The organism is Pseudomonas sp. S5D5 (assembly GCF_003013355.1).
Taxonomy (GTDB): Bacteria; Pseudomonadota; Gammaproteobacteria; order Pseudomonadales; family Pseudomonadaceae; genus Aquipseudomonas; species Aquipseudomonas aylmerensis.
The window spans coordinates 4244937-4258996 of the sequence record NZ_PTEO01000001.1; the positions used below are offsets into that span (position 1 = coordinate 4244937).

Sequence of the window (14060 nt, forward strand, 5' to 3'; positions counted from 1 at the left end):
AGCCTGCGCCATGAACACCCCCATTGCGCGGCGCATCACGCGCCAGGTACAAGTCGGGACTGTGCGCCTGGGCGGCGACGCGCCGATTGTGATCCAAGCCATGACCAATACGGATACTACCGACGCCGAGGCGACGGCGACCCAGGTGGAAAGCCTGGCGCGGGCCGGCGCGGAACTGGTACGTATCACCGTCAACAGCCACGAAGCCGCCGCACAGGTGGCGAACATCCGCGAACGACTGGACCGACGCATGATCGACGTGCCCTTGGTGGGCGACTTTCATTTCAATGGCCATCGCCTGCTCGCCACTTACCCCGAATGTGCCCAGGCGCTGGCCAAATACCGGATCAACCCCGGCAATGTCGGCAAGGGCGCACGACGCGATGAACAGTTCTGCCAGATGATCGAGGTCGCCTGTCGCTACAACAAACCGGTGCGCATCGGGGTCAACTGGGGCAGCCTCGACCCTGACCTGCTGGCGCGCATGATGGATGCCAATGCTGTCCTCCCCGCGCCACTGGCGGCCGATGCGGTGATGCGCGAGGCGCTGGTGGTCTCGGCGCTGGACAATGCCCAACGGGCCATCGAGGTCGGGTTACCGACGGACCATATCGTGTTATCGGCCAAGGTCAGCCATGTGCAGGACCTGATAGCGGTTTACCGCAACCTGGCAGCGCGCTGCGATTTCCCCCTGCACCTGGGGCTGACCGAAGCCGGGATGGGTTCCAAAGGCATCGTCGCGTCAACGGCTGCCCTGGCCGTGCTGCTGCAGGAAGGCATCGGCGACACCCTGCGAATTTCCCTCACCCCGGAACCCGGCGGCGAGCGCGCCAAAGAAGTCCAGGTGGCCCAGCAGATCCTGCAAACCATGGGCTTGCGCGCCTTTACTCCGCAGGTGGTGGCGTGCCCGGGCTGCGGGCGTACCACCAGCGTGTTCTTCCAGGCGCTGGCGCAGCGAATCGAAGGCTTCCTGAGGGAGCAAACGCCGCACTGGCGCGCAAGCTACCCCGGCGTCGAGCAAATGCAGGTCGCGGTCATGGGCTGTGTGGTGAACGGTCCCGGGGAAAGCCAGTTGGCGGACATCGGCATCTCATTACCCGGCGCCGGAGAACACCCTTCGGCGCCCGTGTATATGGACGGCAAACGGGTGATGACACTCAAAGGGCAGACCATCGCCGAAGACTTTATCCGCCTGCTGGACGCCTACGTCGCGGCACGCTACGGCCACCAACCAGAGGCGCAGCTCACGCTCAGCGCGCTGATAGACGGCGATCCGGCACAGGTACAGTGCCTGACCCTGCCGTAAACCCTGAACCTGAGGACACCGCAATGCCGGACTCGCCCCTGATCGTCCCGAAGCTGCATTGCCCTGAGCCCACACGCGTCGATGAACAGCTCGCGCGACAGGTCGACGACTTGCTGCTGCCCTGGATAGACCGGATGGGTATTTTTACAGGCCAGACGGCAAAGGTCCACGCAACCGGTTTCGGACGCTTCGCCATGCTTTGCCATCCCGATACGGACGCCCCCGAACGATTACTGCTGGTCGCCCAAGCCTTCGCTGCGCTGATCTCGCTGGACGATCAGTACTGTTACGACGAATTGAGCGGCACCGTCCCGCAGCCGCTGGGGCCGCGCCTGTTATTGGCCCTGGCGGCGGTAGAGCCTGTCCGCTTGACTGCCCCCTACAGTGCGACGCTGGCACACGCCCTGGCGTCGGACGCCGTCACGCGAGCGCTGCAAGATTGCATGGTTCATCTGGTATCACTGGCGAGCCCCTCCCAGGCAGCCCGTGTCCGGTATGAACTGGCAGTCCTGTTCGTGGCGATGAATGCTGAAGCCACGTGGCGCACCGCACAGGTGCCCACGCTTACCTGGGAGTATCTCGTGCAGCGCCAGGGCAACAGCTTTATGCCGTTCACGGCACTGATAGATGTGGTGGCGGGCTATGAATTGAACGCCAATATCTATGCCAGCGCACCGGTGCGCCAAATCATCACCTTGGTGTCCTGCGCGGCGACTCTGGTCAACGACCTGTATTCAACGGCCAGGGAACAAGTGACCGGCGAAGCGTTCAATCTGCCGACCTTGTTGGCGGACGAGCACCACTGCTCTCTTCAGGACGCCATGTGCATGGCCGCGATGATCCATGATGACCTCGTGCGAACCTACGAGGCTCAAGAGTACAAGCTGCTCAAAGACGCCTCGCCCGCGCTGAAGCGTTTTTTGCGCGGGCTCAAGGCGTGGATGGCAGGGAGTCGGGAATGGCATCAACGCAGCGGCCGCTATCAGGTATGAGAGTCGATGGCCATCGCCCTACGCAACCAGGGTCAGATAATAGTTGTCCTTGAGGTCTTGCTTGAATTCAAGGCGCTGCAACAATGCCTTGAACCGGCGGGCCTGCCCCAAGGTTTCGCCCTGCGCGGCTTGATAACGCGCGATTTGATTGTCCACCTCGTCCATATCGCTCAGCATTTTCTGGAACGTGTCGTCCATCTCCTGCAACGCCTGGTCAAATACCCCCTGCTGACCATAGGCACGGATGATTTCGCGCTTTTCTTCGTCAGAACGAATGCGTTTGGCCAGGGTCTTGCCCGCCAGCAGCATCAGATAGGATTTGGGGCCGCTGTCGAGATCCGGCGCAAAGCCTTTTTTCTCGAACCAGGGTATATGGTTCATGTCGCAGTAGTCGTTTTGGAATCGGTAATACAGCGACAGCGTCAACAACAGCGAACGCAGTGGCTGATACACGGCCATCGGCAAGGGCTGCAGAACCTGGAATGCATCCAGGATCAATAAAAACAAACAGCCGGTATTGGCTTCGGAAATAAGCCGGTATTCCTCCCGCGTCGGCAAGCGTTTGCCTGAATTGATTTTCACGTCCAGGCATTGGCCGATATGCATCCGTTCCAGACTTTCAAGGCCAACGCGGACCAGATCGACATTACGGGTTCCCGCCAAAGCCTGCAGGCCTGCCAGGTATCCGTACATGCCCGAGATCAGCGCAACCGGGATGCCATACTTTACCCACGCCGCAGGAGCCCCTCTTCTGACCTCATCCTCATCGATAATATCGTCATGCATCAGGCAGGAGTCATTAAAGTTTTCCGCCACCGTCCATACGATAGCGACAATATCGCCACTGACCCCATATAACTCTGCCAATGCCTCGGTCATTTCAATGCGAACTTTCTTGCCCGGCTGGTTTTCCTGGTAATCAAAGGGACGTTTCCACGCCGTTCGGGTTTCGGAATAAAGTTGACTCGCGAAAGACTCAGTACTCTCAGGAAGCTGTTTCATCACTCATCCTCACTTAAAAACGTTTAACCGCGCTTCCTGTCGGTTACTACTTCCTATCCACTGAGAATAGTCGACAAACAATGGATGGGTAACGTTGAGCACTCACCGTTTTATTGATTGATGCGGGCCGTTATCCACGTCTTATCGAATTGCGTGAACGTCTAGCCGCCGAAACCCCAACACCGCTGAGCCCAGCACCACCGCCCCCGCCGCCAGTGCCACCCAGAACCCACTGGCCGCGCCGGAGTGGTCGATCATCCAGCCGGAGCTGGCGGCGCCGATGGCCACGCCGATGCTCAGGCCGGTGATCAGCCAGGTCATGCCTTCGGTGAGGCGGCTGGGGGGGACGATTTGTTCTACCAACGCCATGGACACAATCAGCGTCGGGGCGAAGAACAGACCGGAGATGAAGATTGCCACGGCAAGGCCGGGGATGTTGGTCACCAGCAGCAACGGCAAGGTGGTCAGCGCCGTGGCTACGCCGCAGTACAGGAACTGGCGGGGCAACGGCGCCTTGAGCTTGAGGGTACCGAACGCCAGCCCGGCCAGGCATGAGCCGATGGCATACACCGACAGCACGATACTCGCCGCCGCCGGCTGGCCCTGCTGTTGGGCGAAGGCCACGCTGACCACATCGACCACGCCGACAATCACGCCCATGGCCAGCAGCAGGATCATCAGGATCAATACCGAAGGCGACGCGATCAGCCAGCGGCCGTGATGATCGTGGTGTTCGTGTACCGGCGGTTCGGTCTCGCGCTGCAGCACGAATGTGGTGACGCCTACGGCCAGCAAGAGCGCCGCGACCAGCGGCCCGGCTTCCGGGAACAGCACCACACTGAGGCCCACCGAAATCGGCGGGCCGATGATAAAGCACACCTCGTCAAGCACCGACTCCAGGGCAAACGCGGTTTGCAACTGGGGCTGGCCGCGGTACAACTCGGTCCAGCGTGCCCGGACCATCGCCGACATATTCGGCATGGAGCCGGCCAGGGCCGCGAACACGAACAGCGTCCAGTTCGGCGCCTGCAAGCGGGTGCACAGCAACAACAGCAGCAATGCCCCGCCACCGATCAACGCGGCGACCGGCAGCACCCGACCCTGGCTGTAGCGGTCGACCAGGCGCGACACCTGCGGCGCGCAAAACGCTGTGGCCAGGGCAAATATCGCCGCCACCGAACCGGCCAGGCCGTAGCCGCCGTGCACCTGCGAGAGCATGGTGATCAGGCCGATGCCCGCCATTGACACCGGCATGCGCGCCAACATGCCCGCGAGTACAAAAGCCCGGGCGCCGGGGACCTGGAACAACTCGGCGTAGGGGTTTGCCATCCTGCTCTACCTCTTCCTGAATGCCCTGCAACTTGCTATCTGCAATGATCAAGGCAAAATACATACGGTGCGTATGTGACAAAGCATGCGTAACATACGCAGCGTATGTCAATCCTTCACTTGCCGATTGCGAGCCCTATCCATGAGCCGAGCCCGTGCTGAAATAATCGAAGACACCCGCGCCCGGCTGATCGCCAGCGCGCGCCTGGCCTTCGCCACCCAAGGCTACGCGAATACCTCGATGGACGACTTTACCGCCCGCGCGGGCCTGACGCGCGGGGCGTTGTATCACCACTTTGGCGATAAAAAAGGCCTGTTGGCGGCGGTCGTTGCCCAGCTCGACAGCGAGATGGACGCCCACTTGCAGCGCCTCAGTGACGAAGCTTCGGACCCTTGGTCGGGCTTTTGCGAACGTTGCCGCGCGTATTTGCGCATGGCCCAGGACGCGGAGATCCAGCGCATCGTACTGCAGGATGCGCCGGCCGTATTGGGTGACACCGGCTCCCAGCAGCACTGTGTGGAATCCCTGCGTCAACGGCTCGATGCCTTGATGCACAACGGTGTGATCCCGCAGGCACCGAGCGCCGCGCTGGCGCAGTTGATCAATGGCAGCCTGGTCAACACCGCGCTGTGGATCGCCCGGGATGCGCACCCGGGCGAACGCCTTGAAGAAGGCCTGCAGAGCCTGGAACTGCTGCTGCACGGCTTGAAGCAATAAACCGCGCTAGACCAGCCGCTTGATCTGCTTGTGCCGCCACACCAACCGGTAATACGCGGTCTGCAAGCCCAACATCGCCAGGTAGGTCACCGGAAACGCCATCCACACGCCTTCCAGCCCGAAGTGCGCGTTGAGCAGGTAGGCCATCGGCAACTCGACGCACAGCACGCAGAAAATCGAGATGACCACCGGCATCAGCACCACGCCGCTGGCGCGCATGATCCCGCCGATCACCGCCTGGAAACCGAATACCAGGATGCTCCACAACATGATGTGCAACAGGTGCTCGGCATTTGCCCGCGCCGCGTCGTCGGTGATGAACAAACCGAGCAACCAGTGCGACAGGACATACCCCAGCACAATCAGGCCACCGGTGAGGCAGGTGTTGATCAGCAGCCCGGTGCGCAAGATCGGCCCGATACGCTCCAGGCGACCGGCGCCAATCGCCTGGGCACCGAGGATCGAGGCAGTGATGGCAATCGACAGCGCCGGGAACTGCACGTAGTTGACGATTTGCGTCACCGCGCCATAGGCCGCCGTGGCCTGCGAGCCATGGCTGTTGACCAAGGCAAGAATGACCAACTCCGACAGCGATAACACCACCATCTGCAGGCCGGTAGGCAGGCCGATGCGCAGGACCTTGGCCAAAATCGCGCGGTCCAGGCGCAAGGCCGCCAGCAGTTCACGGTCCGGCGCCATCACGTGGTTTTTATGCCGCAGGCGCAGGATCAGGAACAGCATCGCCGCGGCGTTGCCCACCAGGCCGGCGTACACCGCACTCTGGATGCCGAGGGGCGGCAGGCCGATCCAGCCGCGAATCAGCGCCGGGGTCAGCAGCAGGCCGACCAGGGTCGAGACCATCAGCGCCAACAACGGCGAGATCGTGTCGCTGACCCCGCGCAACAACTGGGTGTAAAGGATGAACACCAGCAACAGCGGCATGATCAACATCATCATCTGGGCGTAGCCCACCGCGTCGTCGAGCACATCCACCGGGGTGCCCAAGGCTTGCAGCGCCGGGCGGGCGAACAGGCTGCCCAGCACCGCCGCGACCAGCCCCACCAACGCGCCCAGCGTCAGGGTGGCACCGGTGATCGCCTTGACCATGCCGGTTTCCTGGGCGCCCCAGGCCTGGCCGATCAATACGGAGGCGCCCGCCCCCAGGCCAATCACCAGGGCAATGAAGAAGAACACAATGGGGAACATCCCCGACACCGCCGCCAGCGCCTGGGTGCCGAGCATTTGCCCGACATAGATACCATTGAGCGTGCCGGAAAAACTCTGCAGGAAGTTGGACAGCACCATCGGTGCCAGAAAGATCAGGTAGACCTGCCACAGCGGGCGTTGCATGGGGCTTTGCATGAAAAACGGGGCCTCGAAGAGCGAAAGCGTCCGAGGGTTATACCGTAATTGGATCCCAGCTTCCCGTGGTTTATCCGCCGCTGCACGCAACCACCAGGCAACCCTGGTGAAGCGTCGCATGCAGGTGCCGGGCTTCGCCGCGCAATACACACTCGGCAATCGCCGGCTCCAATTCGACACGCAGCCTGCGCGCCAATGCCCGCGCGCCAAAACGCACATCATGCTCGCGACACAACCACGCCCGCGCCTGTGCATCCACGCTCAATGAGCGCTGCTGCGCCGCGAGGCGTTGATTGAGTTTGTTCAACTCCACGTCCAGCAAAGCCTCCAACCACTGGGCGTCGATGGGCTCGAACACCAGGATGCGGTCGATGCGATTGAGAAACTCCGGCTCGAAATGCCCGTGCAGTGCCTCTTCCAGCACCGCCGCCTCACCACGCGCAAACACCCGCAGCACCCGCCGCCAGCCCTGGGCAAAGCGCTGGCGATGCCGGCGCGCCTGTTGCGCGCCGATGTTGCTGGTCATGAAGATCAGGCTGTTGCGAAAGTCCAGGGTGCGCGTGCCGCCGGCCAGGGTCAGCTGGCCGTTTTCGAGAATGCCGAGCAGGCTGCGCACGACTTCCTGGCTGGCTTTTTCCAATTCGTCGAACAGCACGATGCCGGGTCGACTGTAGGTGCCCTGGATCAATTCACTGTTGAACAGGCTGATGCCTTCCTTGCTGCCCACATAGCCCGGCGGTGCGCCAGTCAGTGCGGCGGCGTAATGCTCCTGGGCCAGGGTGTGCATGTCGATGCGGCAAAAACCGTCGGCGCGCCCGTGCAGCGCCTGGGCCAGCAAGCGCACGATTTCGGTCTTGCCGACACCGGTCGGCCCCATGAACAGGTTGACGCTGAGCGGCCGGTCACGCTCGCCGATGTCGGCCTTGACCACCTTGAGCAAGCTTTCCACCTGGGCCAGCGCCGCCTGCTGGCCGACGATCCGGCTGCGCAGCAACGTCATGACCTGGGCCGGTTCGAAGGTAAAACGCATGCCCTACCCCTGCGTCTGTTCTTTACCGCCATGGGGCAATTGCCCCACCGGGCATTCGGCGACGCCCACCGTGCTGCGGGTGATTTTCTCTACGTTCTCCTGGGCCTTTTGCGCATCCAGCACCCAGGTGCGATAGAACTCGAACGGGCAGTCGGCCACGCCCTTGTCGCCATCGCCCGAGGCGTGCATGCCGGTGTAGCCACGGTGCAACAGCTTGAACAGGTGGTTCTGCGACTGGTCATTGGCCCGCGCATCGCGGATCTGCGAAACCGACAGTTGGGCGTACTGGATGCCCATCTCCTCCTCGCCGCACTCGCCCAGGGTGCGCCCGTCGAAACCGATGATCGCCGAGTGGCCGAAGTACGAATACACCCCGTCGAACCCTGCCGCATTCGCTACCGCCACATAGCAGTTGTTGGCCCAGGCCATGCTCTTGGACATCTGTACCTGTTGCTCCTTGGCCGGGTACATATAGCCCTGGCAACGCACGATCAACTCCGCGCCCTTCATTGCACAATCGCGCCAGATCTCCGGGTAGTTGCCGTCGTCGCAGATGATCAGGCTGATCTTCATGCCCTTGGGGCCTTCGCACACATAAGTGCGATCGCCCGGATACCAGCCCTCGATGGGGCACCAGGGAATGCACTTGCGATAGCGCTGCACGATCTCGCCGAGATTATTGATCAGCACCAGGCTGTTGTAGGGCGCCTTGTGCGGATGCTCCTCGTGGCGCTCGCCGGTCAGGGAGAACACGCCCCAGGTGTTGGCCTGGCGGCACGCCGCCGAGAAAATCGCAGTCTCCTCACCGGGGATGCTTGCGGCGGTGGCCATCATCTCGTCGTGGTCGTACATGATGCCCATGGTGCTGTATTCCGGGAACACCACCAGGTCCATGCCTGGGAGGCCCTGTTTCATGCCGATAATGATGTCGGCGATCTTCCTGGCGTTGTCGATGACGTCGGCCTTGCTGTGCAGGCGCGGCATCTTGTAGTTCACCACCGCTACACCGACGGTGTCCGGGCTGCTGGAAATGTCGCCATGGCGCATTGCAACTCTCCTAGTGACTGATCATCCACGGCCGGGGGCCGGTCTTGGTCTTGAGGCCCAGCGGGTTGGCCTTGCTCGGCAGCACCGCCTTACTGGTGCCGCAGCAACTGCAACCCGCCGGGTGCCGGCGACTTTCCTGGTATTCGCCGACAGTCTGCGGCGCGTGGGCGCTGCGTTCGTTGCCGGCGATGGCCTTGCGTTGGTTGGCCGACAGCGTTTGCAGGGCCGGCGCCGACACCAACAACTGCCCGCCGGGCCCGGCACAGTACGGGCACTGGCTGGGCGCGTGGCGCTGGGCAATCGGCCGCAGCTGGGTGAAGGTGCCGCAGGTGTCGCAGGCGTATTCGTAGGTCGGCATGGCTACAGGTCCGGGGCGATGGGCAGGTCGATGCTGCCGTCGAGGAAGCGGGTCGGGCCGTTGGCGTTGGGGTTGATATCGAACTCGAAGATCTCCGTGGGCAACCACAAGGTCGCGCAGGCATTCGGAATGTCGACCACGCCGCTGATGTGTCCCTGCACCGGCGCCGAACCGAGCAGCGCATAGCCCTGGGCCGGCGAGTAGCCGAACTTGGTCAGGTAGTTGATCGCATTCAGGCACGCCTGGCGGTAGGCGACGTTGACGTCCAGATAGTGCTGCTGGCCCTGCTCGTCGACCGAGATGCCTTCGAAGATCAGGTAGTTCTTGTAGTTCGGCGTGATCGGGCTCGGTTTGAAGACCGGGTTCTTGATGCCGTACTTGGCCATGCCGCCCTTGATCAGCTCGACTTTCATGTGCACCCAGCCGGCCATTTCGATGGCCCCGCAAAAGGTGATTTCGCCGTCGCCCTGGCTGAAGTGCAAGTCCCCCACCGACAGCCCGGCGCCGTTGACGTAGACCGGGAAGAAGATCTTCGAGCCGCGTGACAGATCCTTGATATCGCAGTTACCGCCATGCTCGCGCGGCGGCACCGTGCGAGCACCGGTGGCGGCGGCATCGTCACGGGCCTGGCCCTTGAGCTTGCCCATATGGGCGGTGGCGGCCAGCGGTGCGTTGGCCAGCGGTGGCACGCGCGTCGGGTTGGTGTCGATCAGTTCCTGCTCGCGGCGGTTCCAGTCGGCGAGCATCACCGGGTCAGGCAGGCAGCCGATCAGGCCGGGGTGGATCAGGCCGGCGAAATTCACCCCCGGAATGTGCCGCGAGCTGGTGAACATGCCCTTGAAATCCCAGATAGCTTTTTGTGCGCTGGGGAAGTGATCGGTGAGGAAACCGCCGCCGTTCTGGCGCGAGAAAAAGCCGTTGAAGCCCCACTGGGAATCGGCCTTGGCGCCGATATCGAGCAGGTCCACCACCAGCAGGTCACCCGGCTCGGCACCGTGCACGCCCACCGGGCCGGAGAGGTAATGCACGGTGGACAGGTCGACGTCGCGCACGTCGCTGGCATCGTCGTTGTTCTTGATGGCGCCGGCGGTCCAGTCGTAGGTTTCCAGGATGAAGTCGTCGCCCGGCTTCACCCAGCACGCCATCGGGATATCCGGGTGCCAGCGGTTGTGGATCTGCTCGTTCTCGGTGACGGGTTGGTTGAGGTCGACTTTGATCAGCGTTTCGGTCATGGGCTGGCTCCTGGACGGATGACATTGCGTTCAATCCAGTCTCATCGGGCCAGCCCAATCGGGAAATACGTTGGATGACGTATGGGCTCAGAGCTTGTCGCGTTTCATCTGCATGGTCAGGGTGAAACGGTCGGCGGGATAGACCGTTTCCGACACCGCAATCAGCGCCCCGGCTTCATCGCGGTATTGGCGGATGATGTTCAACCCCAGCGCGCCGCCCTGCGCCTTGAGACTGGCAGCCAGCTCGGCGGGCAACTGCACCGGGCGCACCTGTTGGTCAACCACCTCGATAGGCCGCGAGAAGGCCTTGCCGATCAGCGCGGCAATGAGTTCGTCGGGGTGCTTGCGCGCGTCGGGGATCACCTCGGCAAACGCCTGTTCGGCGTACACATCGGTCCAGCACAACGGCGCATTGCCGGCGCTGGCATCGACCTTGATGCTCGACACGCAGAAGTAATGCCCGCCCGGCTCCAGCCCCAGGCGTCGGGCCAGGGCGATGTCGGCGACAAACTCCCGCACGTCCTGGATATCGCGGATATGCGTCTCGGCCACCTGCACCAGGTCGGCCACCGAGGCCATTGCCTGGGAATAGCCGCCCTGCGGCGAGGCGGCTTCGACCCGCGTGCCCACACGCTTGCGGCGCGAGACCATGCCCTGCCCCTGCAACTGGTCGATGGCCGCGCGCACCGTGTGGCGGCTGACCGCGTACAGCGAGCACAGCTCGAATTCAGTCGGCAACAACGACCCTACCGGGTAATGGCCGCTGCCGATCTGCTCGATCAAGTCCTTGGCAACTGCCGCATAACGCCTCTGGCTCACGCTTTCCATTCTTACCCTCGCTGTCGAGTTGACAGTGTATCAGTCCAGGCGCAATCATAATGTACGGACATATTAAATATGTATGGTTTAAAAATAACAAATAGGGTTTTACCATGTCGAGTACCGTTTTTGATTCCGCCCTGTTCCGTGACATGTTCGGCACCGCCGAAATGCGCGGTGTGTTTTCCGATAAAGCGCTGATCGAGCGTTACATCGAAGTGGAAGTGGCCCTGGCCCGCGCCGAGGCGCGTTGCGGGGTGATCCCTGCCGAGGCGGCCGAGCAGATCGCTGCGCTGTCGCAGTACCAGGCGCTGGACCTGGCGCTGATGCAGCACGAGACCGAGATCGTCGGGTACCCGATCCTGCCGCTGGTGGAGCAACTCTCGAAGATTTGCGGCGAAGCCGGCCGCTATGTGCATTGGGGCGCCACCACCCAGGACATCATGGACACCGCCGTGGTCCTGCAGGTGCGCGCTGCGCTGGCCATCGTCGAGCGTGACATCCAGGCGGTACGCGGCCTGCTCGCCGGCCTCGCGCAGCGCTACCGCGACACGCCGATGGCCGGCCGTACCCACTTGCAGCACGCGCTGCCGATCACCTTCGGCTACAAATGCGCGGTCTGGCTGAGCATGTTCGACCGCCACGCCGAGCGCCTGGTGGAACTGCGCCCACGCGTCGAAATCGGCCAGTTCGCCGGGGCCGCCGGCACCCTCGCCTCTCTCGGCGACAAAGGCCTGGATGTGCAAGCAGCGCTGATGGCCGAACTCGGCCTGGGCGTGCCGCAAGCCACCTGGCACGTGGCCCGCGATGGGCTGGCAGAAACCCTGAACTTCCTTGGCCTGGTCACCGGCTCCCTGGGCAAGATCGCCCTCGACATCATGATGATGATGACCAGCGAACTGGGCGAAGTGTACGAGCCCTTCGTCAAAGGCCGTGGCGCCAGCAGCACCATGCCGCAGAAGCGCAACCCGATTTCCTGCGAACTGATGTACGCCGCCGCCAAGGGTGTGCGCCAACACGCCGGGCTGATGCTCGATGCGATGATCCAGGATTTCGAACGCTCCACCGGCCCGTGGCAGGCCGAATGGATCGCTATTCCCGAAGCCTTTGCCCTCAGCGCCGCGTCCCTGGGGCAGGCAACCTTCATGCTCGCCGGCCTGGAAGTGCGCCCCGAGCGCATGCGCAAGAACCTCGACATGACCCAGGGCCTGATCGTCGCCGAAGCCGTGATGATGGGACTCGCCCCGGCGCTCGGCCGCCAGGTGGCCCACGACGTGGTGTACGCCGCCTGCCGCATGGCCAACGACCAGGGCACCAGCCTGCTCGACGCCCTGCTCGCCCAGGGTGAAGCCACCGCGCAACTGGACCTCGCCGAACTGCAACGCCTGACCGACCCGGCCAATTACCTGGGGCTGGCGCCGCAGATGGTCGATATCGCGCTCGCGCGCCAGGGTGCGGTAAAACGCTGACCTTGCAGGGGCCGGCTTGCCGGCTCCCGCAGGGGGTTGCCTGCGCTTTACGTCGCCGAACCATAACAACAATGAGATCACAGACATGTCATCCACCCCCGCAAAAAAACCGCTCTACAAGGACCTGACCTTCCAGGTCGTCGCCGCGATGTTCCTGGGGATCGCCTTCGGCTTTCTCGCCCCGGAACTGGCCGCCAGTTTCAAGATCCTTGGCGATATCTTCCTCAAGCTGATCAAGACCGCCGTCGCGCCGCTGGTGTTTTTCACCGTGGTCCACGGCATTGCCTCGGCCGGCGATATCAAGCGCGTCGGCAAAGTAGGCCTGCGTGCATTGATCTACTTCGAAGTGGTGTCGACCATCGCCCTGGCCATCGGCCTGTTGTGGGGCAACCTGCTGCAGATCGGCTCCGGCATGCATGACGCCCACCCGAGCGCCGCTGCCGCTGCCGCCACCACCGCCGCGGTGGCCAAGGGGCACGCACCGGCCTCGACCATGGACTTTATCTACGGCATTTTCCCCGACAATTTCGTCGGCGCCTTCGCCGGCGGCCAGCTGTTGCAGGTGCTGGTGATCTCGGTGTTGTTCGGCTTCGCCCTGCTGGCCCTCAAGCCCGAGCGCCGCGAAGTCATCGAAGATGGCCTGAACCGTATCTCGGAGTGCTTCTTCGAGTTCATCAACCTGATCATGAAGTTCGCGCCGCTCGGCGCCTTCGGCTCGGTGGCCTATGCGGTCGGCAGCAACGGCACGGCGGTGCTGATGTCCCTGGCCAACCTGGTGTTGATGTTCTACGTCGGCATCGCGTTCTTCATCTTTGTGGTACTCGGCGCGGTATGCCGCCTGAGCGGCTTCAGCCTGTGGCGCTTCCTCACGTATATCAAGGATGAAATCTTCATCGTGCTCGGTACCGCGTCGTCGGAAAGCGCGCTGCCGCGCCTGCTGCAGAAGCTCGAGAAGTTTGGCTGCTCCAAACAGAGCGTCGGCCTGGTGCTGCCCACCGGCTATGCGTTCAACCTCGACGGCACCTCGATCTACATGTCGCTGTGCGTGCTGTTTATCGCCAACGCCTACGGCGTGCCGCTGAGCTGGGAACAACAGCTGGGCATCATCGCGATCATGCTGGTGACCTCCAAGGGCGCGGCGGCAGTGTCGGGTGGCAGCTTCGTGGTGTTCGCCGCCACCGTCACGGCCATCGGCGTGCTGCCGGCCGAAGGCCTGGCGCTGTTGTTCGGGGTGTACCGCTTCATGTCCATGGCCATCGCCACCTGCAACACCATCGGCAACAGCGTGGCCACGGTGGTGGTGTCGAAATGGTCCGGCGAGTTTTCCCAACAGACCGCCCAGGATGAATATCAACGCGTCCTCGGCCGCCCCGCCGGCGCGGCGCTTTAACGGAGC

13 protein-coding genes are annotated in these 14060 nt (G+C 62.8%); 5 read left to right on the plus strand and 8 right to left on the minus strand.

The window, feature by feature from the left end:
• The first annotated feature begins 10 nt into the window (after positions 1-10).
• Together ispG and C9990_RS19115 are read left to right on the plus strand one after the other, a co-directional pair.
• Entirely contained in the window at positions 11-1306 is a 1296-nt protein-coding gene (gene ispG, locus C9990_RS19110; RefSeq protein ID WP_106804301.1) for a flavodoxin-dependent (E)-4-hydroxy-3-methylbut-2-enyl-diphosphate synthase, read from the plus strand.
• A gap of 23 nt (positions 1307-1329) precedes the next feature.
• A complete protein-coding gene (locus tag C9990_RS19115) occupies positions 1330-2298 on the plus strand; it encodes a Camphene synthase (RefSeq protein WP_106804302.1) in 969 nt (322 codons plus the stop codon).
• Positions 2299-2316: 18 nt separating this feature from the next.
• Here the strand turns inward: C9990_RS19115 and C9990_RS19120 are convergent, their stop codons facing one another.
• The gene (locus C9990_RS19120) at positions 2317-3300 is read right to left on the minus strand and encodes a polyprenyl synthetase family protein (RefSeq protein WP_106804303.1); all 984 of its coding nucleotides are present in this window, start codon (positions 3298-3300) and stop codon (positions 2317-2319) included.
• Between the two features lie 141 nt (positions 3301-3441).
• Positions 3442-4629, minus strand: coding sequence for an MFS transporter (locus C9990_RS19125; RefSeq protein ID WP_106804304.1), 1188 nt, complete (start codon positions 4627-4629; stop codon positions 3442-3444).
• Between the two features lie 142 nt (positions 4630-4771).
• On the opposite strand from C9990_RS19125, the gene C9990_RS19130 reads away from it, so the two are divergent.
• The gene (locus C9990_RS19130; RefSeq protein ID WP_106804305.1) at positions 4772-5347 is read left to right on the plus strand and encodes a TetR/AcrR family transcriptional regulator; all 576 of its coding nucleotides are present in this window, start codon (positions 4772-4774) and stop codon (positions 5345-5347) included.
• 6 nt (positions 5348-5353) lie between these two features.
• On the opposite strand, the gene C9990_RS19135 is transcribed toward C9990_RS19130, so the two are convergent.
• From C9990_RS19135 to C9990_RS19160, 6 genes are all read right to left on the minus strand, one after another.
• Positions 5354-6709: an MATE family efflux transporter gene (locus C9990_RS19135; RefSeq protein ID WP_106804306.1), complete on the minus strand. Its 1356-nt coding sequence runs from the start codon at positions 6707-6709 to the stop codon at positions 5354-5356.
• A gap of 70 nt (positions 6710-6779) precedes the next feature.
• Entirely contained in the window at positions 6780-7739 is a 960-nt protein-coding gene (locus tag C9990_RS19140) for an AAA family ATPase (protein ID WP_106804307.1), read from the minus strand.
• Between the two features lie 3 nt (positions 7740-7742).
• Positions 7743-8786 carry an aliphatic amidase gene (locus C9990_RS19145; RefSeq protein WP_106804308.1) on the minus strand — a complete coding sequence of 348 codons (1044 nt, stop codon included), beginning with the start codon at positions 8784-8786 and terminating at the stop codon, positions 7743-7745.
• Positions 8787-8796: 10 nt separating this feature from the next.
• Positions 8797-9144, minus strand: coding sequence for a zinc ribbon domain-containing protein (locus C9990_RS19150; protein WP_065906060.1), 348 nt, complete (start codon positions 9142-9144; stop codon positions 8797-8799).
• Positions 9145-9146: 2 nt separating this feature from the next.
• Positions 9147-10376, minus strand: a complete 1230-nt coding sequence (gene fmdA, locus C9990_RS19155) for a formamidase (RefSeq protein ID WP_106804309.1) — start codon at positions 10374-10376, stop codon at positions 9147-9149.
• An 87-nt stretch (positions 10377-10463) separates the two neighbouring features.
• Positions 10464-11195: a GntR family transcriptional regulator gene (locus C9990_RS19160; RefSeq protein ID WP_177410340.1), complete on the minus strand. Its 732-nt coding sequence runs from the start codon at positions 11193-11195 to the stop codon at positions 10464-10466.
• A gap of 113 nt (positions 11196-11308) precedes the next feature.
• Here C9990_RS19160 and C9990_RS19165 point away from each other — a divergent pair, with 113 nt between their 5' ends.
• Positions 11309-12664 carry an adenylosuccinate lyase family protein gene (locus C9990_RS19165; protein WP_065906055.1) on the plus strand — a complete coding sequence of 452 codons (1356 nt, stop codon included), beginning with the start codon at positions 11309-11311 and terminating at the stop codon, positions 12662-12664.
• Between the two features lie 85 nt (positions 12665-12749).
• Entirely contained in the window at positions 12750-14054 is a 1305-nt protein-coding gene (locus tag C9990_RS19170) for a cation:dicarboxylate symporter family transporter (protein ID WP_065906053.1), read from the plus strand.
• Positions 14055-14060: the final 6 nt, after the last annotated feature.

Coding starts and splice junctions, on each gene's coding strand:
- C9990_RS19170 (WP_065906053.1), top strand. CDS start 12,750: ATGTCATCCACCCCCGCAAAAAAACCGCTCTACAAGGACCTGACCTTC.
- fmdA (WP_106804309.1), bottom strand. CDS start 10,376: ATGACCGAAACGCTGATCAAAGTCGACCTCAACCAACCCGTCACCGAG.
- ispG (WP_106804301.1), top strand. CDS start 11: ATGAACACCCCCATTGCGCGGCGCATCACGCGCCAGGTACAAGTCGGG.
- C9990_RS19150 (WP_065906060.1), bottom strand. CDS start 9,144: ATGCCGACCTACGAATACGCCTGCGACACCTGCGGCACCTTCACCCAG.
- C9990_RS19125 (WP_106804304.1), bottom strand. CDS start 4,629: ATGGCAAACCCCTACGCCGAGTTGTTCCAGGTCCCCGGCGCCCGGGCT.
- C9990_RS19130 (WP_106804305.1), top strand. CDS start 4,772: ATGAGCCGAGCCCGTGCTGAAATAATCGAAGACACCCGCGCCCGGCTG.
- C9990_RS19120 (WP_106804303.1), bottom strand. CDS start 3,300: ATGAAACAGCTTCCTGAGAGTACTGAGTCTTTCGCGAGTCAACTTTAT.
- C9990_RS19145 (WP_106804308.1), bottom strand. CDS start 8,786: ATGCGCCATGGCGACATTTCCAGCAGCCCGGACACCGTCGGTGTAGCG.
- C9990_RS19140 (WP_106804307.1), bottom strand. CDS start 7,739: ATGCGTTTTACCTTCGAACCGGCCCAGGTCATGACGTTGCTGCGCAGC.
- C9990_RS19135 (WP_106804306.1), bottom strand. CDS start 6,709: ATGCAAAGCCCCATGCAACGCCCGCTGTGGCAGGTCTACCTGATCTTT.
- C9990_RS19165 (WP_065906055.1), top strand. CDS start 11,309: ATGTCGAGTACCGTTTTTGATTCCGCCCTGTTCCGTGACATGTTCGGC.
- C9990_RS19115 (WP_106804302.1), top strand. CDS start 1,330: ATGCCGGACTCGCCCCTGATCGTCCCGAAGCTGCATTGCCCTGAGCCC.